Below are 20,793 nucleotides of genomic sequence, written 5' to 3'. Positions count from 1 at the left end.
GTATAATTTAAAGTGTGCCGCTTTAGCTCAGTAGGTAGAGCGCTTCCATGGTAAGGAAGAGGTCCTCGGTTCAATTCCGGGAAGCGGCTCCATTTTTTATTTGCCCTTTATAGGGACTATTTTTTTCCAAATTTTTCAATAAAAAAAGAAACCCGAAGGTTTCCTCTATACCAATCCCATAAAATAAATTACTACTATAGCGACAATCTATCTACATTTAAAACTATACTAATATTGAGGCTTGCCCCAAAAAGAATAATTACAAATTTTAAAAGCCTTTTGGATGTGAAGGTGATTCCTGATTTTAAATTTTTTTCTGTATCAATTATTGTGTTTAAAAACATTCCTATAAATAAAGCGATGACTGATCCGCCTATCAAGTGTTTTGGTAGGATATTTTCTATAAATTGTGCGATAAAAGCAATTACCAGAGCCAAGGCGAGACCTGGTAAATATGATATAATTTTTTTCGTTTTTCTCCTTTTTACAAATAAAAAAAGCGTTAAAAAACGCTAAATTTATTACTTACAATCAGGGCATATTCCCCTGTAGATTACTTCAGTAGTGTCTATTGTATAATCTTTTAGCATGGCAGGTTTTTCGATTTCAAGAATTTCTAAATCCTCGATTTTGCCACAAGAATCACAAATAAAATGACCATGGCTTGGCCTTTTAAATTCGTATCTTTTTGATGCCATATTGAAATCTAGCTCTTTTACAAGATTATGAGATACGAATAAATTCAAGCTGTTATATACAGTTGCTTGACTTATAACTGGATCTTTTTCCATAAGGTCTTTATAAATCTTGTCAGCTGTTGGGTGGATAGGATGGGTTATTAAATAATCCAAAATCAAAAGTCTTTGGTGAGAAACCCTTATTTTTTTATCTTGAAGGATTTTTTTAAGTGTATTTATTCTTTTATCGGAATCACAGTCCCTTAAACTTTCTATTAAATCGTGCATATCTTCCCACACCTTTCTAGCTAATAATATACGTCAAAATGTCTATTTGTCAACATTGGGAATGATTATCAACTATTATAGTAAAATAAAATTAATACATAATAATAAGAATATTTCCTAAAAACTATCGCTCTTTAAATATTAAATCAACGATAAAATTAGATATTTTTAGTTTTAATTATAGGCAAATGGCCATAAAAAAACCTCCCAGTGAAAACTAGGAGGTTTGACTAGGATAAACCTAGTGATTTTTATAAGCTTATGCTAATTCTACTTCAGCGCCTGCTTCTTCAAGAGCAGCTTTAACTTCTTCAGCTTTGTCTTTTGCTACGCCTTCAAGAACGTTGCCTGGAGCTCCGTCAACTAGAGCCTTAGCTTCTTTTAGTCCAAGACCAGCTACGTCTTTAACAACTTTGATTACGTTGATTTTTGATTGTCCAGCTGATTTAAGAACTACGTCGAATTCTGTCTTTTCTGCTGCTGCTTCACCAGCTGCTCCGCCTGCTACTGGAGCTGCTACTGCTACTGCTGCTTGAGCAGATACGTCAAATTCTTCTTCGATTGCTTTAACTAGTTCTGAAAGTTCAAGAACTGTAAGATTTTTAATTTCTTCTAATAAGTTTGTTACTTTTTCTGATGCCATTTTAATTCTCCTTAAATTTTTAATATTATTTTATTATGCTGCTTCGTTTTCTTTTTTGCTTGCCACTTCATTAAGGGCAATTGCAAGTTTAGATATTGTGTTATTAAGATCTCCTGCAAGAGTTCTGATTGGTGCTTGTAATACATTTGCAAGCATAGAGTGTAGAACTTCTGTAGCTGGTAATGTAGCTATTGCCATCATTTGTTGGCTATTTTGATACTTACCTTCAACAATACCTGCTTTTAAAACTAATTTTTCTTCGTTTTTTTCGTTTTCTTTTCTGTAGTCAACTGCGATCTTTGGACCATCTACAAGGTCGTGTTTAGAAAATACTAGTGCGTTTGCTCCTTTTAGTTCTTCGATTAATTCATCGTAGCCTAGTTCTTGGAAAGCAAATCTCATCATTGTATTTTTGTACACTTTGTATTCAGCTTCTTTTTCTCTGAATTTATCACGTAGGTCTGTGATTTCCTTAACGTCCATACCGTTAAAACCTACAAGTGTCACTGATTGTGAACCTTCGATTTTTTCTTTGATTTCGTTGACTATCAACTGTTTAGCTGCTATAGCTTTTTCGCTCACTTTTTCACCTCCTAAGGCTAATGGTAGGTATATAAAAACCCCACTTTCATAGACACTCTAATAGTGCCTACATCGGTGGGGATGTAGTTAATTTCTCCCACCTATACGCAATAATTAAACATTTCTGTCTGCGTAGTCTTTGGTAGCCTGTTTATTTGACTTTTATATTATACAATCAATCTAGCAAAAATGCAAATTATTTTGTTTCAACTAATTCGCTTGCTCTACCTGCTTGTAATTTTACACCAGGTCCCATTGTTGATGCTACTGTGATTGATTTAATATACTTACCTTTTGCTGCTGCAGGTTTAGCCTTTACAACCTCTCCAACTAGAGCTTTGATGTTTTCAGAAAGTTTTTCAACTCCGAAAGATACCTTACCAGCTGGAACGTGGACTAAGTTAGCCTTGTCTGTTCTATACTCAACCTTACCTGCTTTGATGTCTTCGATAGCTTGTTTAACGTCGTTTGTAACTGTTCCAGTTTTTGGGTTTGGCATTAGGCCTTGTGGACCAAGTACCCTACCAAGTCTACCTACTGTAGCCATCATGTCTGGTGTAGCTATTACAACGTCGAAGTCTAACCAACCATCTTTTTGGATCTTTTCAGCGTATTCTTCATTACCTGCATAGTCAGCTCCTGCTGCAAGAGCTTCGTCTATTCTGTCGTCTTTTACGAAAGCAAGTACTCTTTGTACCTTACCTGTACCGTGTGGCAAAATTACTGTACCCCTAACTTGTTGGTCAGCGTGTCTGCTGTCAACGCCAAGGTTGAAGTGAATTTCAACAGTTTCATCAAATTTTGCCTTTGCATTTCTCTCAACAATTTCAAGTGCTTCGTTTAATTCATATTCTTTTGTAGAATCATATGAAGCTTTTGATTCTAAATATTTTTTTCCTCTTTTAGCCATTTAATACCTCCTGTGGTAAACGAGTAAACTCTCCCACTAATCTTCTACAGTGACTCCCATACTTCTTGCTGTTCCTGCTATCATGCTTACTGCAGCTTCTAGGCTTGCAGCGTTAAGATCTTCCATCTTAGTCTTAGCAATTTCTTCAAGTTGGCTTCTTTTAATTGATCCAACCTTTTTTTTGTTTGGTTCACCTGAACCTTTTGCTAGGTTGATAGCTTTTTTGATTAATACTGGTGCTGGTGGTGTTTTTGTTATAAATTTGAATGTTCTATCCGCATAAATAGTCATTTCAACCGGTATAATCATTCCAGCTTGGTCAGCTGTCTTAGCATTAAATGCTTGAACGAATTCCATAATGTTGATTCCGTGAGGACCTAGTGCGGTTCCTACTGGTGGCGCTGGTGATGCAGCTCCTGCTGGTACTTGTAATTTTACTATCGCTTTTATTTCTTTTTCTGCCATAATTTACCTCCTTGTGGTGATTCGGGTTTCCCCTCCCACTGCTTTTGACAGTGCTAAATTTCTTCTATATCACTGAATTCTAGGTCTATTAATGTGTCACGACCAAACATATCTACATATGCTTTGATATTGCCCTTTTCCATGTCGATTTCTTCGATTTTTGCAACGAAGTCTTTGAATGGGCCTGCAATGATATTTACGTCATCGCCTGGTTTTACATTGATATTAAATACAGGCTCTTTTTCCTTAACACCGAATTTTCTAACTTCAGCTTTTGTTAATGGAACTGGATCCCCGTCAGGGCCAACAAAACCAGTAACGCCTTGGGTATTTCTTATTATATACCAAGACTTACTTGTAACGTTCATTTTGACCATTACATAACCAGGAAATAACTTTCTAGTCTTTACTTTCTTTTCGTTGTTCTTAACCTCGACATACTCTTCTGTTGGTACAGTCACATCTACAATGTCAGGGTTTTGCTCATTATCAATCATCATTTGAATTTTATCAGCAACCCTATTTTCATATCCAGTATAGGTGTGTACTACATACCATCTAGCATTTTTTTCTATCTCGGTTAATAAAGCTTCCTTTTCTTCTTCTTTATTTGCTTCAAAGTTTAAAGAATCAGTCATTGTCCACCTACATTATTGTTGAAAGTAGGAAATGGAATATCTTATCAAGTCCCCAGATTGCAACTGCTGTAGCTGCACTGATGGCGATTACTAATAGAGTGTACTCTAAAGTAATCTTCTTGACAGGCCATTGGATTTTTTTGAATTCTTTGCTAACTCCTGAGAAGAAAGAATCTTTTTTCTTAGCCATTTAATCTCCTACCTTGTTTCTTTATGAACTGTGTGTTTTTTGCAGAATGGGCAGTATTTTTTAAGCTCAATTCTCTCGCTATGATTTGTTTTGTTTTTTGTTGTATCATAGTTTCTGTTTTTGCATTCTGTGCATTCTAATTTAACTTTTACTCTCATAAAACACCTCCTATTTGTCTATACGGATACTTCCATACAATCATCTATATTACCCTCTAAGTCTATACTTGTCAACACTTAATCTCTTATTTTATAAGTTTTTTTACAAATTCTTCTCTTTTTTTAACAAGTAAGACCCTTAAGTCATCTAAATCATGGTTGGAAAAGCAATAATCACTATAAGATAAAAGATCATCTTCTATGTCAGAAAATTCATATAGGCCCTCTTCTTCAAAGCTTCCAAGGTATTCGTCTTCCCTATCGTAATACACAACAGGCGGATAAGCCTTAAGCCTAGATGTATCAAAGGAAATATAAGACTCCCTAGCATAGACTTTTCCCTTTACTATAAGGAAGCTTTCCCTTATATCTATCTCTCTTCCACTTTTACAATCTCTAATCAAGACAAAGGCCGTTTTCTTTGATGGTATTTACAATTTCCAAAGCAGATTTGTTTGCAATTTCTTCAGTTTCCGCTTCTACCATAACTCTAATAAGCGGCTCAGTACCTGACTTACGTACTAGGACCCTGCCTGAATCTTTGAGATCTTTTTCGATTTTTTCTACACTTCTTTTTACATTTTCATCATCTAAAACGGTATTTTTATCTTTAACTCTTACATTAATTAAAACTTGTGGATATATTTTTAGGTCACGAACCAAGCTCTTTAGGTCATTTTTAGATTCAATCATGGCTTCCATTATCTTTAACGATGTAAGAATACCATCACCTGTGTTGGCAAATTTCTTTATAATAATATGGCCTGATTGCTCGCCACCAAGTTCTATATCTTTTTCATACATACGGTCGTGGACATTTTTATCTCCAACATCTGTCTTTTCATATTTTATTCCAAGGTCATCAAAGACCTTATAAAGACCGATATTTGACATGACTGTTGTAACAACTGTATTTGAATCAAGAGCCCCGTCTTTTTTCATGAAATTTGCTAGGATATAAAGGATGGAATCCCCATCTATAATATTTCCTTCATTATCAACTGCTATACACCTATCACAATCACCATCAAAAGCAAATCCTAGGTCAAGTTTATTTTCTACTACATATTTTCTTAGGCCATCTATATGAGTAGACCCAGCGTCCCTATTGATATTAAATCCATTTGGTTCGGCATTAATTACAAAAGTATCAGCACCAAGAGCATCGTAAACTGGCTTTGCTATTGTAAAGGCTGCACCATTTGCACAGTCAAGACCAACCTTGATTCCTTCAAAAGATTTGGTTACTGTTTGGATTAGATAGGCAATGTACCTATTTCTGCCACCAATATAGTCGACTGTCCTTCCTATGTCTTCGCCAACAGCAAGGTCAATATCTTCTATATCGCTATCTATATATTCTTCGAGTTTATATAGGAATTCATCTTCCATTTTCTCGCCATTTTTATTTATAATCTTAATTCCATTATCGTGGTAAGGATTGTGGCTGGCTGTGATCATAATTCCACAGTCGAAATCTTCTGTCCTTGTTATATATGAAACTGAAGGAGTTGGTGTAACGTGTAATAGATGGGCATTTGAACCTGATGAGGTAATACCAGCTGATAGAGCATCTTCAAACATATAAGAAGACCTTCTTGTATCTTTGCCGATAAGGATTTTCCCGTGGCCATTATTCTTTGTTGAAAAATAATCCCCAATAAATCTACCAATCTTAAAAGCATGGTAAACATTAAGGTTTTTATTAGCCTCTCCCCTAAATCCGTCTGTACCAAAATATTTCATAATATCTCCTTTTAAATTCTAAATTTTAAATCTTTATTTTTAAACATTATACCCTTTTGATATATAAAGAGAAAAATTGGGTAAAAAATTAGGAAAGGAGAAGAATATGAATTTTGAAAAACTTAACAATGAAAAATTATATATAAATGGTAAATACCAAGAAAGCCAATCCAATAAATGGATTGAGGTTGAAAACCCTGCCACAGGTGAGATCCTAGCCAGGGTTCCAAAAGCAAGTGAAGAAGAAATAAATCAAGCAGTTGAAGCTGCTTATGAAGCCTTTAAAACTTTTTCTAGGACAAGTCTTGATGAAAGAATTGCTTATATAGAAAAGTTTAAGAAATGGATGATGGACCACCAGGACGAAATTATAGAAACAATAAAACTCGAACTTGGTGTTCCAATTAAAATTGCAAAACCTGGTCAATTCGATAAGCAAATGAGAAGGGTTGATGTCTTCATAGACCAAGCTAGGAAAATCGACTACAGGATTGATATGGATGGCGGCTATGTTAGAATGGAGCCAATTGGAGTTGTGGCAAGTCTTACACCTTGGAATTATCCTTTGGGCCAAATAATAATGAAAGTTATCCCTGCCCTTCTTATGGGATGTACAGTTGTACAAAAACCTGCCTCAGATACACCTCTGACTGCATATTTTGTCGCCAAAGCCTTTGATGAAATAGGTCTTCCTAAAGGAGTCTTTAACCTAATTACAGGTTCAGGCGCACAAGTTGGAGATGTTTTAAATTCTCATCCAAAAGTTGCCATGGTTTCTTATACAGGAAGCCTAGCTGGTGGTGCATCTTCAGCCAAACACGCAATGAATACAGCGAAAAAAGTAGTCCTAGAACTCGGCGGCAAGTCTCCTGCTGTTTTTATCAAGGGAGCAGATATCAAGATGGGTGTAAAACAAGTATTAAATAGAGTTTACCTAAATGTAGGTCAAACCTGTTCCTGCCTATCAAGAGCCATCATAACTGAAGATATTTACGACGAAGTCATAAAAGAATTCATAAACCAATACGATAACTATCCTGTTGGAGACCCAGATGATCCAAAAACTGTTGTTGGTACACTCGCAGGTAAGAAACAATTTAATAGAGTTAAAGATTTTATAGAAGAAGGAATAAAGGAAGGTGCAAAACTCCTTAAGGGAGAAATCCCTCAAGAAAGCGACAAAGGTTATTATGTAAAACCTGTAATCTTTACCGATGTAAAACCAGGAATAGCTATTCACGACAAAGAAATTTTTGGACCTGTCCTTGCTATTATTAAAGTAAAGGATAAGGATGAAGCTATAGAAGTGGCTAATGCTGTAGACTTTGGTCTTTCATCAGCAGTCTTCGGCAATCCAGAAGAAGCAGAAAAAATTGCTTACCAAATAAAAGCTGGAGACGTCTACCTTAACTCTAATGGAGGAAGTCCAGAATTGCCTTTTGGTGGCACCAAGCAATCAGGTGTAGGCAGGGAAGGCGGAAAATTTGGTCTGATGGAATATCTAGAACCAAAATCAATCCACACAGCCTAATTTTTACCAACTCAAGCTGAATTTTCAGGCAAAAATTTATATTAAAATTAATTAATCATTACTAAATCTTAATGATTAACAAAACTGTTACCAGAATTGAAATATAATCAATTCTGGTATTTTTTCTATAGGATAAAAGATCAAAAAAACCAATAGAAATTTCATTTTACTATAAAAATTAACCATATCTGATATAATATAAATATGAAAAAACTAGATTATATACCAAGAACAAAATTAAAAATGATCCACGTTGAGGGTGCTTATTCTTTTGGGATTGATTCGATTTTGCTGGGAGATTTTGCAAAGATGAAGAAAAACAAAATTCTCCTCGATATTGGATCGGGTAATGGAATTTTAGCAATGATGGCAAATAGCCTTTACGATTTGGAAAAAGTCTATGCCGTAGAAATCCAAGAGGCCAAGGCAAAAATCCTAAAGGAAAATTTAGACCTTAATGGCATAAATAATATTGAAATTATAAACGAAGACTTAAACAATGTTAATTTTAAGGAAAATAGCCTAGATTACATAATAACCAATCCCCCTTATTATAAAATTGACCAAAATATCAAAAATAAGGACGAGGAATACCTAATTTCAAGGCAAGAACTATATTTAAACTTAGACGACATCTTTGCCTTTGCAAACAAAACTTTGAAGGATAAGGGCAAGCTTTTTATGATCCACAAACCAGAACGCATGGTAGAAATCTTTAATAAGTGTGGAAATGTAAAAGCGAAAAGAATACAATTTGCATCTTCTACCTACAATACCAAACCCCAGTTTATCCTAATTGAATTTGTAAAAAACGCCAAAGACGGGATAAAAATCGAAGACCCAATCATAATCTATAAGGACGGAAAATATACCGACCAGGTTAGGAAAATAAACGGAACCTACAAGGAGGACTAATGGACTACCAAATATATTTTGTGCCAACATCAATCGGCAACCTCGAAGACATGACCCTAAGGGCCATAAATACCCTAAAAGAAGTTGACTTAATCGCTTGCGAAGATACTAGAGAATCTAAAAAACTCTTAGACTTCTATGACATATCTAAGCCTCTCACTTCCTATCACAAATTTAACGAGCAAGCCAAAAGCGAAGAGCTGATAAAAAAAGCAAGCGAAGGCATGACCATAGGAGTAATTAGCGATCAAGGTATGCCTGGCATGTCTGATCCGGGAGAAATTTTAATCAAAAAATGCATTGAAAATAATATCTCGTATACAATTCTTCCTGGTCCAAGCTCTATTCTAACAGCTCTTATAGGTTCTGGTCAGGATATGTCAGCCTTCACATTTTATGGATTTATCGGCAAAAAATCCAAGGAAAAAAATGAATTGTACGAAAAGTTAAAAAACGAAGAAAAGACTTCAATTATTTTTGACTCTGTCCACAACCTTCCAAAAACTATCGAAGACTTAAAAGAAATCTTTCCAGAAAGAAAGCTTACAATTGCTAGGGAACTAACTAAAAAATTCGAGGAATACAAAACCTACACAATCAAAGACATTGATCCAGAGAAAATCACCTTTAAGGGAGAGTTTGTTCTTATTTTAGAAGGCAGAAAAGAAGAAGAAACTGATGATATTTCAAGTTTTGATGATAAAATAAGGGAAATGATTAATGACGGAAAATCTACCAAGGAAATTGTTAAAAAAATCAAAAAAGAAAGTTCTTTTTCAAAAAATGAAATTTATGAATATGTAATTAACTTTGATAAGGATTGATCAATGAAAACTACTAAAAAATCTTTATTTATAGGACTCGGCATGGTTTTAATCGCCATAGCATTTATAGGCTATGCCCTAGGCCACCCAGAAGAATCTTTTCCTTGGCCATTAGAAATTACTTATATTCTTTATATAGTCTATCTAGGATTTACAATTTATATCATAACAAAAGGATTGAAAAAGAAATAAGTAAGGAAAAATATAAACTCACTTTTTTAAAAATCTAGTGCATTGTTACATCAATAAAAAACCTCTTAACTTTATTAAATACCAGTTAAGAGGTTTTTTGCTTACATTAATTTAACTATAAATCTATCTTTATATATTTTCTTGCATTGTTATAGCAAATATCTTCCACAACCTTGCCTAAGAATTCTTCATCAGCTGGGTATTCACCGTTTTCAACTAATTCACCTATGAAATTGCAGAGGATTCTTCTAAAGTATTCGTGTCTTGGATAAGATAGGAATGATCTTGAGTCTGTTAGCATTCCTATGAATTTTGATAGGACTCCTACGCTTGAAAATACCTTTAATTGCTCAATCATCCCTTCTTTGTGGTCTAGGTGCCACCAAGCTGTTCCTAGTTGGATATTTTGCATATTATCAGGATTTGCCCTGTTAAATGATCCGCCTATTGTTGCTATTGGAAAATGGTCTTTTGGATTTAATGGGAAAATAACTGTTCTTGGTAGGCCATCATTTTCCTCAAAATCTGAAAGTAGGTTTGCAAGGTTTTCTGCATAACTTAAGTCGTTTTGGCTATCTCCACCTACGTCTGGACCTAATTTTTCAAATAAGACCTTTGAGTTATTTCTAATGACACCAACATGGATTTCCATCGCCCAATCAAGTTTTTTATATTCTTTGGCTAAGAAAATAGTAAGTTCTGTCTTATATTTTTCCTCACATTCTGAGCAAACTTTCTTACCTGATAATTTCTTTTGAACTATTTCATTAAGTTCTTCTTCGCTTGCCCTCTTGTATGGGATGAAGGCATAGGCTTGGTCGCTTGCCATACAGCCAGATTCTTTAAAATATTCCATCCTATTTACAAGAGCTTTTTTGATGTCTGAATAATTTTCAATCTCAAATCCTACTGAATCAGAAAGTTTTTTAATATAGTCTTTAAAGCCGTCTTTTTCAATATAAAGTGCATTATCAGGCCTATAGGCTGGCAATACTTTTACCTTAAAACTATCATCTTCTGCTAGGAGTTTATGGTAGGTTAAATCCTCTGCTGGATCATTTGTTGTACAAACTGCAGCAACATTACTCATCTCAATTAGACCTCTTGGCTTAAATTCATCTTTGGCCAAAAGTTCATTACATTTATCAAAAATCTCCTTAGCATTGTCCTTATTTAATGGATAATCTATACCAAAGAAATTCTTAAGTTCTAAGTGAGTCCAGTGATAGATTGGATTTCCTATTAGGTTTGGAATTACTTCTGCGTATTTCTCAAACTTTTCAAAGTCAGATCCATCTCCTGTGATGTATTTTTCTTCCACACCACAAGCCCTCATCATCCTCCACTTATAATGGTCTCCACCAAGCCAAGCTTCGGTAATTGATGGAATATTTTTATTCTCATAAATTTCCTTAGCTTCAAGGTGGCAGTGAAAATCAAATATTGGCATTTTTGCTGCATACTTATGGTAGAGCATTTGTCCAAATTCATTATTAATCATAAAATTTTCATCAAGAAACTTCTTCATATTTACCTCCTAATGGTAATAAAAATACATTTTTGTAGTAATTATTGTTAAAAATATTGGCAAGGTATTCACCCTGCCAACATAATATTAAATTAATCCTGCTGCTTGTGGTAGGCCTAGTGATATTGCTGGTACATAAGTTACTAGTAATAATCCTATTAGGATTAAAGCGTAGTACCTTAGCATGTATGGCATTACCTTGGCTAGAGTGGTATCCCCAATCTTGATTGCTACGAATAAGGTGTTACCTACTGGAGGTGTAATGTTTCCAATACATAGGTTGTAAACAATAATTAGACCAAATTGTACTGGATGAATACCAAATTCTTGAACAATCGGTAAGAATAATGGAGTAAATATTAATATAGCTGGTGTAACGTCCATGAAAGTTCCAGATATTAATAAGATTACGTTCATTATTAATAGGATGATTATTGGGTTTGTTGTTATTGATAATAAACTTTCTCCTATCATTTGTGGTATACCTGTAAAGGCCATTACCCATGATAAGATATTTGAGACACCTATCAAAAATACAACAATAGCACTCATTTTAGCTGATTCTACTAAGATATTTATTATTTTTTTGAAGTTTAGATTCCTATATAAAAGTCCTAGGATTAAGGAATATACAACAGAAATAGCTGATCCTTCTGTTGCTGTAAATACTCCTATTACAATACCACCAATTACTATCACAATTAGTCCTAAAGATGGTAGGGCAGCTAGAGTTGCTCTTCCTAGATTTGACCAAGAAAACTTGCCTTCGGTTCCCTTGTATCCTTTTTTCTTTGCTACGGCTACAGCTACTATTGTACAAGCTAGGGCCCAAATTAATCCTGGAATATATCCTGCTAGGAAAAGAGCTGCTACAGATGTACCGCCCGATACTAAAGAATAGGTAATAAGTGCATTTGATGGTGGGATTAAAAGACCTGCTGGAGCTGATGCACCATTGGTGGCTGCTGATAAACCTCGGTCATAACCTAGTTCGTCTTCTCCCGATCTAACCATAGATCCAACTGCAGCTGCAGCTGCTGAAGCTGATCCAGAAATCGCTCCAAAAAGTGCGTTCGCACCTACGTTTGTTACCAAAAGTGCTCCTGGTAATTTACCTAAAATCGCCATTACAAAGTCTACTAATCTCTTAGCAATTCCACCTTCATTCATAAAGTTTCCAGCCAAGATAAAAAATGGAATAGCTGTAAGAGTGAAGGAACTCATACCAACAAAGGTTCTTTGAGCTGCTGTTAGTACTGCTACATTTAATGGAACAGTTGACATGATTGTCACTATTGATGCTATACCAATTGAAAAAGCAATTGGCACTCCTACTATCAATAGGGCTGCTAAAACTATTAATATTACTGCTAATGCTTGTCCACCCATTATTTACCTCCCAAATTTATATCTAGGTCTTCATTTTCATATTTAGATACTTCGTTAGCATCATTTGCCAATCTTTCAGAAATCTCTGATGCAGATTTGGCTTGGAAGAACTCGACCTTGCCATCTAAGATATCCTTAATATTAAGGATACAGAATATCATATTGATTATTCCTGCTACTGGAAGAGGTATATAAAAGATTCCTATTGCAACTCCAAGTGAAGATGTCAATTGATTTAGAGCTAGGTTTGTAATCCTGATTCCACCATAGGTAAGAACTATTAGTGAAAATAGGAAGATCATTATTTCAGAGAATATGCTTGCATTTTTTTGTGTTTTAACTGATTTTGTGTCAATCAATACAGGTATATTCATGTGACCTCTTTCGCTAACAACAAGGCTTGCTCCAAAAAGAGTTGACCATGCAAACAAATATGACACCAACTCTTCGGACCATGTTGATGGGTTTGATAAGACGTATCTGGTAAATACTTGCCAAACTACAAATAATAGCATGACTAAAAGGGTACCAGCTGTTAAAAATTTCATTAGATTTTCTAGGGCTTTTCTCATTATTTTGCCTCCTTAGCTGGGTATTTTTTGTTGTATTCTTGGATTTTCTCATAAACAGGTTTTAATTTTTCGTTCCTTGATAAAACTTCTTGTGTTAAAGGTGCAACTGCATCCACAAAAGGTTTTTGATCAGGATATGAAAATTGAACTCCCATTTTTACTGCACCTTCTTTGGCATTTTCTACAGCTTTGGTCCATTCTTCTCTTTGAACCTTGTTTATAATCTTAAATCCTTCGTCAAATACTGCTCTGTCTTCTCCAAGACCTTCTAACCATTCATAGTTAGCAAGGACAATATCTGGTATCATTTGGTGCATATCGTAAGAATAATACTTACAAACTTCACCGTGACCATTATCTGTTAAACTCATTTCATTATTTTCTGCCCCGTCAATGATACTTGATTGAAGGGCTGTATATACTTCACCAAAACCCATTGGAGATGCTGAGCCTCCCAAAAGTTCCATCATCCTAACGTTAGTTGGTGATTGTTGGACTCTGATCTTTAGTCCTTTAAGGTCTTCAGGTTTTTCTACAGGTTTTTTTACTGTATAGAAAGAACGGCTTCCTGCATCAAGCCAGGTTACAGCCTCAAATCCACCATCTCTAGTAGATGTAAATATAGGGTCTGTAATTAACTTATCATCCATAACTGCATGGTAGGCATCGCTTGAAGCAAAAAGATATGGAAGGTTGAAAATTTCATAGAAATCATCAAAGGTTTCAAGTATTGAGTTACTTGCAACAACCATGTTTATAGCTCCAGTTTGTGTAAGCTGAACCATGTCAGTCTGCGAACCTAGAAGTTCTGATGGGAATACTTGCACATCATACTTATCCCCCAGATTATCCTCTATATATTTTTCAAAAGCCAATAATCCTTTGTGGGTAGGGTGGTTTTGAGATTGGTTGTGGCCAATCCTAATAATTGTTTTGCCTGCATCAGGTCCCTTATTACCGCATGCTGTAAAAACGCATATAGCAATAAATCCCAAGGCAATTTTCATAATTTTTTTAATCATAATTCCTCGATTCTGTCATATAAGCTAATTTTATTAACTTATAGGCCTATTTTTTATAATTTAATATTAAAATCAAAAGCTCATTTTAAATATTTTTATATACAAACTTATAATTTAATTATTGCTTAAACCAGGGCTGGCTTTAAAACCAAGCCCCAATCTTTAAGCTTTTTCTAAATCTATTTACTTGCCTTATCTATTGCTTCCCAAAGACCGTTTAAGTAGGCAACTCCTAAGGCCCTATCGTATAGGCCATATCCTGCCCTACCTTCTTCACCCCAAATCATTCTGCCGTGGTCTGGTCTTAGATACCCATCAAAGCCACCTTCATAAAGAGCCTTCATGATTTCATACATATCTAAAGAACCACATTTTGATAAGTGAGCTGATTCATAGAATTGTTTTTCACCAGTAAACTTAATGTTTCTTACGTGCATTGCTCCAATTTTGCCTCTTTTAGCATAATCTTTAATTATTTCTGGCACGTTATTCTCAACTCTTGATCCTAAAGATCCTGTACAAATACAAAGTGTATTTGATGGAGAGTCAACTAGGTTTACTATTTTTTCTAAGTCTTCTGGTGTAGAAGTTATTCTTGGAATATCAAAAATTGGCCAAGCTGGATCATCTGGATGTACTGCCATTTTGATTCCTACTTCTTCACAAGTTGGGATGATTGCTTCAAGAAAGTACTTATAATTTTCTCTTAACTTATCTTCGTCAATGTCTTTATACTTATCTAGTACGTCTTCAAGTTGGGCTAGTCTTTCTGGTTCCCAGCCTGGAAGTTCAAAGTTTCCTGCTCCATCTAGGATTTCGTTTACCATATCACGTGGTGAAAGGCCTTCTACCTTGGCTTGGTCAAAAGCAAGGGTGTTTGACCCATCTGGAAGAACTTTATATAATTCGGTTTTTACCCAGTCAAATACTGGCATGAAGTTATAAATTACTGTCTTTACTCCACAAGCAGCGACATTTCTAAGAGATTGTTTGTAATTTTCAATGTATTTATCCCTAGTAGGAAGACCCATTTTAATGTCTTCGTGAACATTGATTGACTCAATTATTTCACATTCAAGGCCTACAGCATGGCATTTATCAACATATTCTTGGAATACATCTTTTTCCCAAACTTCACCTGCTTCCCACTCATTCATCATTACCATTACACCAGTCACACCTGGAATTTGGGCAATGTACTCAAGTGAAATTGGGTCATTATTACCATAGTGTCTAAAAGTCATTTTCATAAGCTTATCTCTCCTTTTCTATCCTAAATATTTTTTAAGTGTAGCTCTTACACTTCCTGGACCAGCTGACAATTCTTCGAAGTATCCTATAACAATTTTATCAAGGCCAACTTCTTCTAAATCAATACCAAATATTTCTTTATTTCTTAAGATATCTTTCAAACCTTCTGTTACTTTGAAGTTTCCAAGGCTGATACCTTCAAGACTTTCTTGTAGATAATCCATCATTGGATCACTTGAAAGTTCAAAAGCTTTTCCTTCATCATTCACACCTAATAGGTATCTTAAGTAACCTGCTAGGGCCAATGGTATGAACTTAAGGTCTTCTACCTTGAGGTCCTTATCTTTCATATACCCCTTGATAGTTTGGCCAAATCTTACAGAAATCTTCTGAGATGTATCGGTTGCAATTCTTTGTGGTGTATCTGGCATAAATTTATTTGGGAATCTCACATTGATAACTTCATCGATAAAATCTTTTGGATTTATAATACCAGGATCTACTACTACCTTTAATCCCTCGTAATAACCAATTTTCTTTATTAATTTAACTAAATCTTCATCTTGCATTTCTTCTGCAATTGTTGTGTGGCCTAAAACGCAGCCATAAGTTGCTAAAACTGTGTGCAAAGGATTTAGACAGGTTGTTACCTTCATTGTTTCAACCTTATTTACAGTATCCCTATCAGTTAGGAAAACACCCGCTTTAGTGAAATCTGGTCTGCCATTTTTGAAATCATCTTCCATTACTAAATATTCAGACTCTTCACTATTTACAAATGGAGCTGTGTAAGTATTTTTTTGAGTAACTACAATATCCATATCTTCAAAACCAAGGTCTTCTACATATTTTTTAACTTCTTCAGCTGGTCTTGGAGTAATTTTATCAATCATAGTTAATGGGAAAGAAACTTTTTCTTCAAGATAATTAATGAATTCATCGCTTACCTTTCCATTTTCATTCCATTTATTAGCAATAAGCATGACAGAAGCTTTTACCTTATCACCGTTTTCTGAGCAGTTGTCAAGGCTTAGAAGTGTAAGTGGCTTTTCATTTTTATTAAATCTCTTATAAAGTAAATTGGTAACTATACTCATAAGATGTTTGCTATCTTCAGGATTATTTTCCAAATCATCCTTGACAACATCCATCAATTCGCCATTTGGAGCATAAAGGTTGTAACCTTTTTCAGTAATTGTAAAGGATGCTATTTGAAGATTATCATTTAAAAATATTTCTGTAATTCTATCAAGATCCTCTAAGGTTAAACTTTCTGCCAAGTTAGCAATTAAGTTAGTATCAAAGTTACCATCTTTGTGAAGAGTCACAGATAAGCAAAGGTTGTCGAATGGTTTGTAGGTCTTTTCAATAATTTCTGTATCAAATGTTTCAACTACAGAAATCCCCCTATCAAAATATCCTTCGTTGACCAAGTCTTGACCAATCCTAGCAATGTAAGCTCTAAAAATATTTCCAGATCCAAAAGCCAACCACTTAGGGTCTCTTATAGAATCTTCCCTTAATTGTTTGACATCATAGGATACCTTTTTGTCAACCTTTTCATTTGCTTTGGCTAAATTTTCTAAATTTAATTTCATACAAAATCCTTTCTTTTACCTTTTCATGAATCCCGTTAATTCATCAAATATTTAATAAATGGAATGCATTATTAAAAATATTTTCATAACTTTACTACCCCTAATAAGTCAATTTTAACCATGAGTTTAAAATAATATATGCGAATCCATCGTATTAATTCAACTTTTTGTAAGCGGTTACATTTTTTTGAAAATTTTTTATAGGGCTATCTGCCCTAAATTTTCTCACTAAATAAATTATTGAAAATTTAAAAAAACTGCAAGTAAAGTAGTTAGAAAGTTAGTGATAAATATCTTCGTTAACGTTTTCTCATTAGAATTATATAATATATATTCAATATAGTCAATGATTGTTAAATTTATAACTCAATTTACTTTCTTAAATTATTTTTGGAATTACTATAAAACAAGATAAAAAAACTATATTTAAATAGAATTATAAGATAATGAAAAACAGAAAAAATAATTTATTTACATAAATTTATAGTATTGGGACTTTATTCAGACACAAATGCTTTAAATTATCCCTAATTTAAATAATGATTATTTATTGTTTGTTCAAATTTCATAAAAAAACCACCCACATTGTGGATGGTTAAATTATTATTTTCTTTTTCTGTTTTTTCTTTTAGCAGCGTCGATTTTCTTTTTCTTTATAACGCTTGGTTTTTCGTAGTGTTCTCTTCTTCTATATTCAGAAAGTACACCGGATCTTGCGCATTGTCTTTTGAATCTCTTAATCGCACTGTCGATTGATTCGTTTTCTCCAACTCTGATTTCTGTCATCTCTATCCCCCCTCTCGTATATGCACGGTCTAGACGTAAATCAGCCTGGTGGCCATTGTAGGCTTCTATCGCCAAGAACATGGAAATGCATGTGAGGCACAGTTTGTCCTCCGTCTTCTCCTATGTTATTGACAATCCTATATCCAGAATCAGCTATGCCCTTATCGTGGGCTATCTTTCTGATTGCCAAAAATATCTTGCCTATCAATTCACTATCAGACTCATCAAGAGTCTCTAAACTTTGGATGTGCTTTTTTGGTATAACAAGAAAATGGATAGGTGCTTGTGGATCTAAATCGTCAAATGCAATTAACTCTTCATCTTCGTAGATTATCTTAGATGGGATTTGTCCATCTACAATCTTACAAAATACACAATCCATACTTCACCCCCATTAATATATATGTTACCACAATTATTTTTAAGAGTAAAGTATTTTTACCTTATTTCTCCAATTAATTCATCATTTTCTATACCAGTGATGATTACGTCATAGATTTCATTGCTTGGAAGTGTTTCATCTTCCACATTTACCCTAAGATAATTTGTAGAATATCCTGATTTGAAACCAGCCATATCAGATTTTTCTTCAAATAAAACTGATAATGTCTTTCCAATTTGCTTTTCTAAAAATTCTTCCCTATTAATTTTCTCAATTGCTTCCAAATCTTTTAAACGTTCTTTTTTGATATTTCCGTTAACTTGCCCCTTCATGGTGGCCGCTTTTGTCCCATCTCTTTTTGAATATTTGAATAAGTGGGTCTTAGCAAATTTAATTTTCTTTACAAAGTCCATGGTTTCTTTGTGATTTTCGTCTGTTTCTCCTGGGAAACCTACAATGATATCTGTAGTAAGTCCAGCATTTGGGAAAACTTCCCTAATTAGGTCTATTTTTTCTTTGAATATGGTTGTATCATATTTCCTATTCATGGCCTTTAGGACATCATCTGATCCTGATTGGAGGGAAAGATGGAAGTGGTCACAGGCCTTTTCTGTAGCCTTCATTCTTTCTAGGAAATCTCTTGTTATATGTCTAGGTTCCATCGATGAAAGTCGAATTCTTTCTATACCTTCTACCTTGGCCACATTTTCAATTACATCTATTAGGCTTGTCCCGTCCTTAAAGTCCTTGCCGTAGCTTGCAACGTGGATGCCTGTTAGGACTATTTCCTTAAAGCCATTTTCAGCAAGTCTTTCTGCTTCTTTAACTATGGAATCCATTGGACGGCTTACAACATTTCCCCTTGCGTAAGGTATGAGGCAGTATGAGCAGTACATATTGCAGCCGTCTTGAATTTTCATATAGGCCCTGGTCATTTCTGTTTGGTTTGAAATTTGTAGGTCTTCGAAAGTTTTTTCCTCTGAAACTGAAATGATTTGGTCAATAGCTTCCTTGTTTTGTAGCATATCCTCACATAGATCTACTACTTCTTCCTTATTTCTTGAACCTAAAATTATATCCACGCCTTCAATTTTCGCCACGTCTTCAGGTTTAACTTGAGAATAACAACCCATTACAGCTATAATCGCATCTGGATTATCCTTTCTTGCCCTTGAAATCATCTGACGGCTCTTTCTATCAGACATATTTGTAACTGTGCAGGTATTTATAACATAGACATCTGCGTTTTTTTCTTGTCTTTCAAAGCCCCTTGACTCAAATATTTCCTCGACGGCCTCTGACTCGTACTGGTTTACCTTGCAGCCTAGGGTTAGTATGTTAAATGTTTTTTTCATTCAAAAAAGTCCTTTACCTTATCAAAAAATGACTTGTCTTCCTTGACATCATCCCCACTTGCCTCAGCATAGGCCTTCAAGGCTTCTTTTTGTTCTTTGGAAAGCTTAGTTGGGGTAATAACCTTGACGTAGAAATAAAGATTACCTGTGATACCCCTTCTCTTGTCTTCGATTCCTTCATTCTTGAGGGTAAATCTTTGGCCAGTTTGAGTGCCTGCTGGGATATCAAATTCTACTGGCTTTCTAAGCGTTGCTACATTAATTTTTCCACCGAGGGCTGCTGTTGGGAAGCTAATTGGCATTTCATAATAAATATCAAGACCATCTCGCTTAAAGATCTCGTGGTCTGCTACCCTTAGGATGACATATAAATCACCGAAAGGACCTCCATTTTCCCCAATATGACCCTTACCAGAAAGTCTGATAACATTCTTATCTTCAACTCCTGATGGAATATCGATTTTGATTTTTTCTGACTTATATTCCTTACCTGAACCATGGCAATTTTTGCATGGTTTATCTATAATTTCACCAGTTCCATGACATCTATTACAAGTTACTGTTCTTGACATGGTGCCAAAAGGTGTTCTTGATACCTCATTAACCACACCCTGGCCATGGCAATCTGGACAGGTATGACTTTCTGAACCTTCTTCAGCCTTAGATCCGTGGCAAACATGACATTCTACTTCTCTTCTTACTTGGACTTCCTTACTTGTACCAAAGGCAGCTTCTTGGAAAGTAAGATTTACAACCTGCTGGATGTCCGCTCCCTTCACTGGTCTTTTGGCATTGTTCTGATAACCTTGGTTAAATATATCTCCAAATAAATCACCAAAAATATCACCAAAGCCACCAAAACCTCCACCAAAGCCGCCATTAAAGCCTGCCCCTCCGTTTTCAAAAGCAGCCGCCCCGTAGGTGTCGTATTTTTGTTTTTTCTCAGGATCTGAAAGAATTTCGTAAGCTAGGGTTGCTTCCTTAAAATTATGTTCAGCTTCCTTATCATCTGGGTTAAGGTCTGGGTGGAATTTTTTAGCAAGTTTCCTATATTCTCTTTTTATTTCATCAGTTGAGGCGTTTTTACCAACGCCCAGCACTTCATATGGGTCTCTCATTTTTCCTCCAATCACTAAAAAAAGCTATTTCAC

25 protein-coding genes and 1 tRNA gene are annotated in these 20,793 nt (G+C 34.9%); 5 read left to right on the top strand and 21 right to left on the bottom strand.

Going from position 1 to position 20,793, the window contains the following annotated elements; genetic code table 11:
- The first annotated feature begins 16 nt into the window (after positions 1-16).
- Positions 17-92: transfer RNA gene (locus J2Z38_RS01560), tRNA-Thr, on the top strand.
- 102 nt (positions 93-194) lie between these two features.
- On the opposite strand, the gene J2Z38_RS01555 is transcribed toward J2Z38_RS01560, so the two are convergent.
- The 11 genes from J2Z38_RS01555 to glmM form a co-directional block, all read right to left on the bottom strand.
- Positions 195-437, bottom strand: a complete 243-nt coding sequence (locus J2Z38_RS01555) for a putative sulfate exporter family transporter (RefSeq protein WP_225304669.1) — start codon at positions 435-437, stop codon at positions 195-197.
- Between the two features lie 84 nt (positions 438-521).
- A complete protein-coding gene (locus J2Z38_RS01550) occupies positions 522-965 on the bottom strand; it encodes a Fur family transcriptional regulator (protein ID WP_209771616.1) in 444 nt (147 codons plus the stop codon).
- A gap of 259 nt (positions 966-1,224) precedes the next feature.
- Positions 1,225-1,608: a 50S ribosomal protein L7/L12 gene (gene rplL, locus J2Z38_RS01545; protein WP_209771613.1), complete on the bottom strand. Its 384-nt coding sequence runs from the start codon at positions 1,606-1,608 to the stop codon at positions 1,225-1,227.
- Between the two features lie 33 nt (positions 1,609-1,641).
- Positions 1,642-2,190: a 50S ribosomal protein L10 gene (gene rplJ, locus J2Z38_RS01540; protein ID WP_209771610.1), complete on the bottom strand. Its 549-nt coding sequence runs from the start codon at positions 2,188-2,190 to the stop codon at positions 1,642-1,644.
- A 196-nt stretch (positions 2,191-2,386) separates the two neighbouring features.
- Complete coding sequence (rplA, locus tag J2Z38_RS01535) at positions 2,387-3,100, bottom strand: 50S ribosomal protein L1 (RefSeq protein WP_209771607.1); 714 nt, start codon at positions 3,098-3,100, stop codon at positions 2,387-2,389.
- Between the two features lie 36 nt (positions 3,101-3,136).
- Entirely contained in the window at positions 3,137-3,565 is a 429-nt protein-coding gene (gene rplK / locus J2Z38_RS01530; RefSeq protein WP_209771604.1) for a 50S ribosomal protein L11, read from the bottom strand.
- 53 nt (positions 3,566-3,618) lie between these two features.
- Positions 3,619-4,203 (bottom strand): transcription termination/antitermination protein NusG, encoded by a 585-nt coding sequence (gene nusG / locus J2Z38_RS01525; protein ID WP_209771601.1) that lies wholly within the window; start codon positions 4,201-4,203, stop codon positions 3,619-3,621.
- Positions 4,204-4,210: 7 nt separating this feature from the next.
- Positions 4,211-4,393, bottom strand: coding sequence for a preprotein translocase subunit SecE (gene secE, locus J2Z38_RS01520; RefSeq protein ID WP_209771598.1), 183 nt, complete (start codon positions 4,391-4,393; stop codon positions 4,211-4,213).
- 8 nt (positions 4,394-4,401) lie between these two features.
- Positions 4,402-4,551 carry a 50S ribosomal protein L33 gene (rpmG, locus tag J2Z38_RS01515; protein WP_209771595.1) on the bottom strand — a complete coding sequence of 50 codons (150 nt, stop codon included), beginning with the start codon at positions 4,549-4,551 and terminating at the stop codon, positions 4,402-4,404.
- 86 nt (positions 4,552-4,637) lie between these two features.
- Complete coding sequence (locus tag J2Z38_RS01510) at positions 4,638-4,955, bottom strand: aspartate 1-decarboxylase (aspartate alpha-decarboxylase) (protein ID WP_233463458.1); 318 nt, start codon at positions 4,953-4,955, stop codon at positions 4,638-4,640.
- On the bottom strand, positions 4,948-6,297 hold the full coding sequence (glmM, locus tag J2Z38_RS01505) for a phosphoglucosamine mutase (protein ID WP_209771592.1): 1,350 nt from the start codon (positions 6,295-6,297) through the stop codon (positions 4,948-4,950). The genes J2Z38_RS01510 and glmM overlap by 8 nt, the downstream gene beginning before the upstream one ends.
- A gap of 106 nt (positions 6,298-6,403) precedes the next feature.
- On the opposite strand from glmM, the gene J2Z38_RS01500 reads away from it, so the two are divergent.
- The 4 genes from J2Z38_RS01500 to J2Z38_RS01485 all read left to right on the top strand — a co-directional run bounded on the left by J2Z38_RS01500 (position 6,404) and on the right by J2Z38_RS01485 (position 9,759).
- Positions 6,404-7,828: an aldehyde dehydrogenase family protein gene (locus J2Z38_RS01500; RefSeq protein ID WP_209771590.1), complete on the top strand. Its 1,425-nt coding sequence runs from the start codon at positions 6,404-6,406 to the stop codon at positions 7,826-7,828.
- A 204-nt stretch (positions 7,829-8,032) separates the two neighbouring features.
- Entirely contained in the window at positions 8,033-8,743 is a 711-nt protein-coding gene (locus J2Z38_RS01495) for a tRNA1(Val) (adenine(37)-N6)-methyltransferase (RefSeq protein ID WP_209771587.1), read from the top strand.
- The gene (gene rsmI, locus J2Z38_RS01490) at positions 8,743-9,567 is read left to right on the top strand and encodes a 16S rRNA (cytidine(1402)-2'-O)-methyltransferase (protein ID WP_209771584.1); all 825 of its coding nucleotides are present in this window, start codon (positions 8,743-8,745) and stop codon (positions 9,565-9,567) included. Before J2Z38_RS01495 ends, rsmI begins: the two co-directional genes overlap by 1 nt.
- A gap of 3 nt (positions 9,568-9,570) precedes the next feature.
- Positions 9,571-9,759, top strand: a complete 189-nt coding sequence (locus J2Z38_RS01485) for a hypothetical protein (protein WP_209771581.1) — start codon at positions 9,571-9,573, stop codon at positions 9,757-9,759.
- A gap of 115 nt (positions 9,760-9,874) precedes the next feature.
- Here J2Z38_RS01485 and uxaC read toward each other — a convergent pair whose 3' ends face one another.
- The 10 genes from uxaC to dnaJ form a co-directional block, all read right to left on the bottom strand.
- Complete coding sequence (gene uxaC / locus J2Z38_RS01480; protein ID WP_209771578.1) at positions 9,875-11,287, bottom strand: glucuronate isomerase; 1,413 nt, start codon at positions 11,285-11,287, stop codon at positions 9,875-9,877.
- Between the two features lie 87 nt (positions 11,288-11,374).
- Positions 11,375-12,676: a TRAP transporter large permease gene (locus tag J2Z38_RS01475; RefSeq protein ID WP_209771575.1), complete on the bottom strand. Its 1,302-nt coding sequence runs from the start codon at positions 12,674-12,676 to the stop codon at positions 11,375-11,377.
- A complete protein-coding gene (locus J2Z38_RS01470) occupies positions 12,676-13,248 on the bottom strand; it encodes a TRAP transporter small permease (protein ID WP_209771572.1) in 573 nt (190 codons plus the stop codon). The genes J2Z38_RS01475 and J2Z38_RS01470 overlap by 1 nt, the downstream gene beginning before the upstream one ends.
- Positions 13,248-14,270, bottom strand: coding sequence for a TRAP transporter substrate-binding protein (locus J2Z38_RS01465; protein ID WP_209771570.1), 1,023 nt, complete (start codon positions 14,268-14,270; stop codon positions 13,248-13,250). The genes J2Z38_RS01470 and J2Z38_RS01465 overlap by 1 nt, the downstream gene beginning before the upstream one ends.
- Positions 14,271-14,449: 179 nt before the next feature.
- Positions 14,450-15,520 carry a mannonate dehydratase gene (uxuA, locus tag J2Z38_RS01460; RefSeq protein ID WP_209771567.1) on the bottom strand — a complete coding sequence of 357 codons (1,071 nt, stop codon included), beginning with the start codon at positions 15,518-15,520 and terminating at the stop codon, positions 14,450-14,452.
- Between the two features lie 18 nt (positions 15,521-15,538).
- Entirely contained in the window at positions 15,539-17,119 is a 1,581-nt protein-coding gene (locus J2Z38_RS01455) for a mannitol dehydrogenase family protein (protein ID WP_209771565.1), read from the bottom strand.
- A gap of 603 nt (positions 17,120-17,722) precedes the next feature.
- Positions 17,723-17,905, bottom strand: a complete 183-nt coding sequence (gene rpsU / locus J2Z38_RS01450; protein WP_209771563.1) for a 30S ribosomal protein S21 — start codon at positions 17,903-17,905, stop codon at positions 17,723-17,725.
- Between the two features lie 40 nt (positions 17,906-17,945).
- Positions 17,946-18,287 carry a histidine triad nucleotide-binding protein gene (locus J2Z38_RS01445; protein ID WP_209771561.1) on the bottom strand — a complete coding sequence of 114 codons (342 nt, stop codon included), beginning with the start codon at positions 18,285-18,287 and terminating at the stop codon, positions 17,946-17,948.
- A 56-nt stretch (positions 18,288-18,343) separates the two neighbouring features.
- Positions 18,344-19,642 carry a tRNA (N(6)-L-threonylcarbamoyladenosine(37)-C(2))-methylthiotransferase MtaB gene (gene mtaB, locus J2Z38_RS01440; RefSeq protein ID WP_209771558.1) on the bottom strand — a complete coding sequence of 433 codons (1,299 nt, stop codon included), beginning with the start codon at positions 19,640-19,642 and terminating at the stop codon, positions 18,344-18,346.
- Positions 19,639-20,760 carry a molecular chaperone DnaJ gene (gene dnaJ / locus J2Z38_RS01435; RefSeq protein WP_209771555.1) on the bottom strand — a complete coding sequence of 374 codons (1,122 nt, stop codon included), beginning with the start codon at positions 20,758-20,760 and terminating at the stop codon, positions 19,639-19,641. Before dnaJ ends, mtaB begins: the two co-directional genes overlap by 4 nt.
- Positions 20,761-20,793: the final 33 nt, after the last annotated feature.

The sequence above is a fragment of the Anaerococcus degeneri genome, assembly GCF_017874475.1.
GTDB classification, from domain to species: Bacteria; Bacillota; Clostridia; order Tissierellales; family Peptoniphilaceae; genus Anaerococcus; species Anaerococcus degeneri.
This window is presented reverse-complemented; position numbering and strand designations above follow the sequence as displayed.

Bases quoted from the DNA above. Each gene is read 5' to 3' on its own strand.
- J2Z38_RS01550 (WP_209771616.1), bottom strand. From the start codon at position 965: ATGCACGATTTAATAGAAAGTTTAAGGGACTGTGATTCCGATAAAAGA.
- rplL (WP_209771613.1), bottom strand. From the start codon at position 1,608: ATGGCATCAGAAAAAGTAACAAACTTATTAGAAGAAATTAAAAATCTT.
- rplA (WP_209771607.1), bottom strand. From the start codon at position 3,100: ATGGCTAAAAGAGGAAAAAAATATTTAGAATCAAAAGCTTCATATGAT.
- rplK (WP_209771604.1), bottom strand. From the start codon at position 3,565: ATGGCAGAAAAAGAAATAAAAGCGATAGTAAAATTACAAGTACCAGCA.
- nusG (WP_209771601.1), bottom strand. From the start codon at position 4,203: ATGACTGATTCTTTAAACTTTGAAGCAAATAAAGAAGAAGAAAAGGAA.
- secE (WP_209771598.1), bottom strand. From the start codon at position 4,393: ATGGCTAAGAAAAAAGATTCTTTCTTCTCAGGAGTTAGCAAAGAATTC.
- rpmG (WP_209771595.1), bottom strand. From the start codon at position 4,551: ATGAGAGTAAAAGTTAAATTAGAATGCACAGAATGCAAAAACAGAAAC.
- glmM (WP_209771592.1), bottom strand. From the start codon at position 6,297: ATGAAATATTTTGGTACAGACGGATTTAGGGGAGAGGCTAATAAAAAC.
- J2Z38_RS01500 (WP_209771590.1), top strand. From the start codon at position 6,404: ATGAATTTTGAAAAACTTAACAATGAAAAATTATATATAAATGGTAAA.
- J2Z38_RS01495 (WP_209771587.1), top strand. From the start codon at position 8,033: ATGAAAAAACTAGATTATATACCAAGAACAAAATTAAAAATGATCCAC.
- rsmI (WP_209771584.1), top strand. From the start codon at position 8,743: ATGGACTACCAAATATATTTTGTGCCAACATCAATCGGCAACCTCGAA.
- J2Z38_RS01485 (WP_209771581.1), top strand. From the start codon at position 9,571: ATGAAAACTACTAAAAAATCTTTATTTATAGGACTCGGCATGGTTTTA.
- uxaC (WP_209771578.1), bottom strand. From the start codon at position 11,287: ATGAAGAAGTTTCTTGATGAAAATTTTATGATTAATAATGAATTTGGA.
- J2Z38_RS01475 (WP_209771575.1), bottom strand. From the start codon at position 12,676: ATGGGTGGACAAGCATTAGCAGTAATATTAATAGTTTTAGCAGCCCTA.
- J2Z38_RS01470 (WP_209771572.1), bottom strand. From the start codon at position 13,248: ATGAGAAAAGCCCTAGAAAATCTAATGAAATTTTTAACAGCTGGTACC.
- J2Z38_RS01465 (WP_209771570.1), bottom strand. From the start codon at position 14,270: ATGATTAAAAAAATTATGAAAATTGCCTTGGGATTTATTGCTATATGC.
- uxuA (WP_209771567.1), bottom strand. From the start codon at position 15,520: ATGAAAATGACTTTTAGACACTATGGTAATAATGACCCAATTTCACTT.
- J2Z38_RS01455 (WP_209771565.1), bottom strand. From the start codon at position 17,119: ATGAAATTAAATTTAGAAAATTTAGCCAAAGCAAATGAAAAGGTTGAC.
- rpsU (WP_209771563.1), bottom strand. From the start codon at position 17,905: ATGACAGAAATCAGAGTTGGAGAAAACGAATCAATCGACAGTGCGATT.
- J2Z38_RS01445 (WP_209771561.1), bottom strand. From the start codon at position 18,287: ATGGATTGTGTATTTTGTAAGATTGTAGATGGACAAATCCCATCTAAG.
- mtaB (WP_209771558.1), bottom strand. From the start codon at position 19,642: ATGAAAAAAACATTTAACATACTAACCCTAGGCTGCAAGGTAAACCAG.
- dnaJ (WP_209771555.1), bottom strand. From the start codon at position 20,760: ATGAGAGACCCATATGAAGTGCTGGGCGTTGGTAAAAACGCCTCAACT.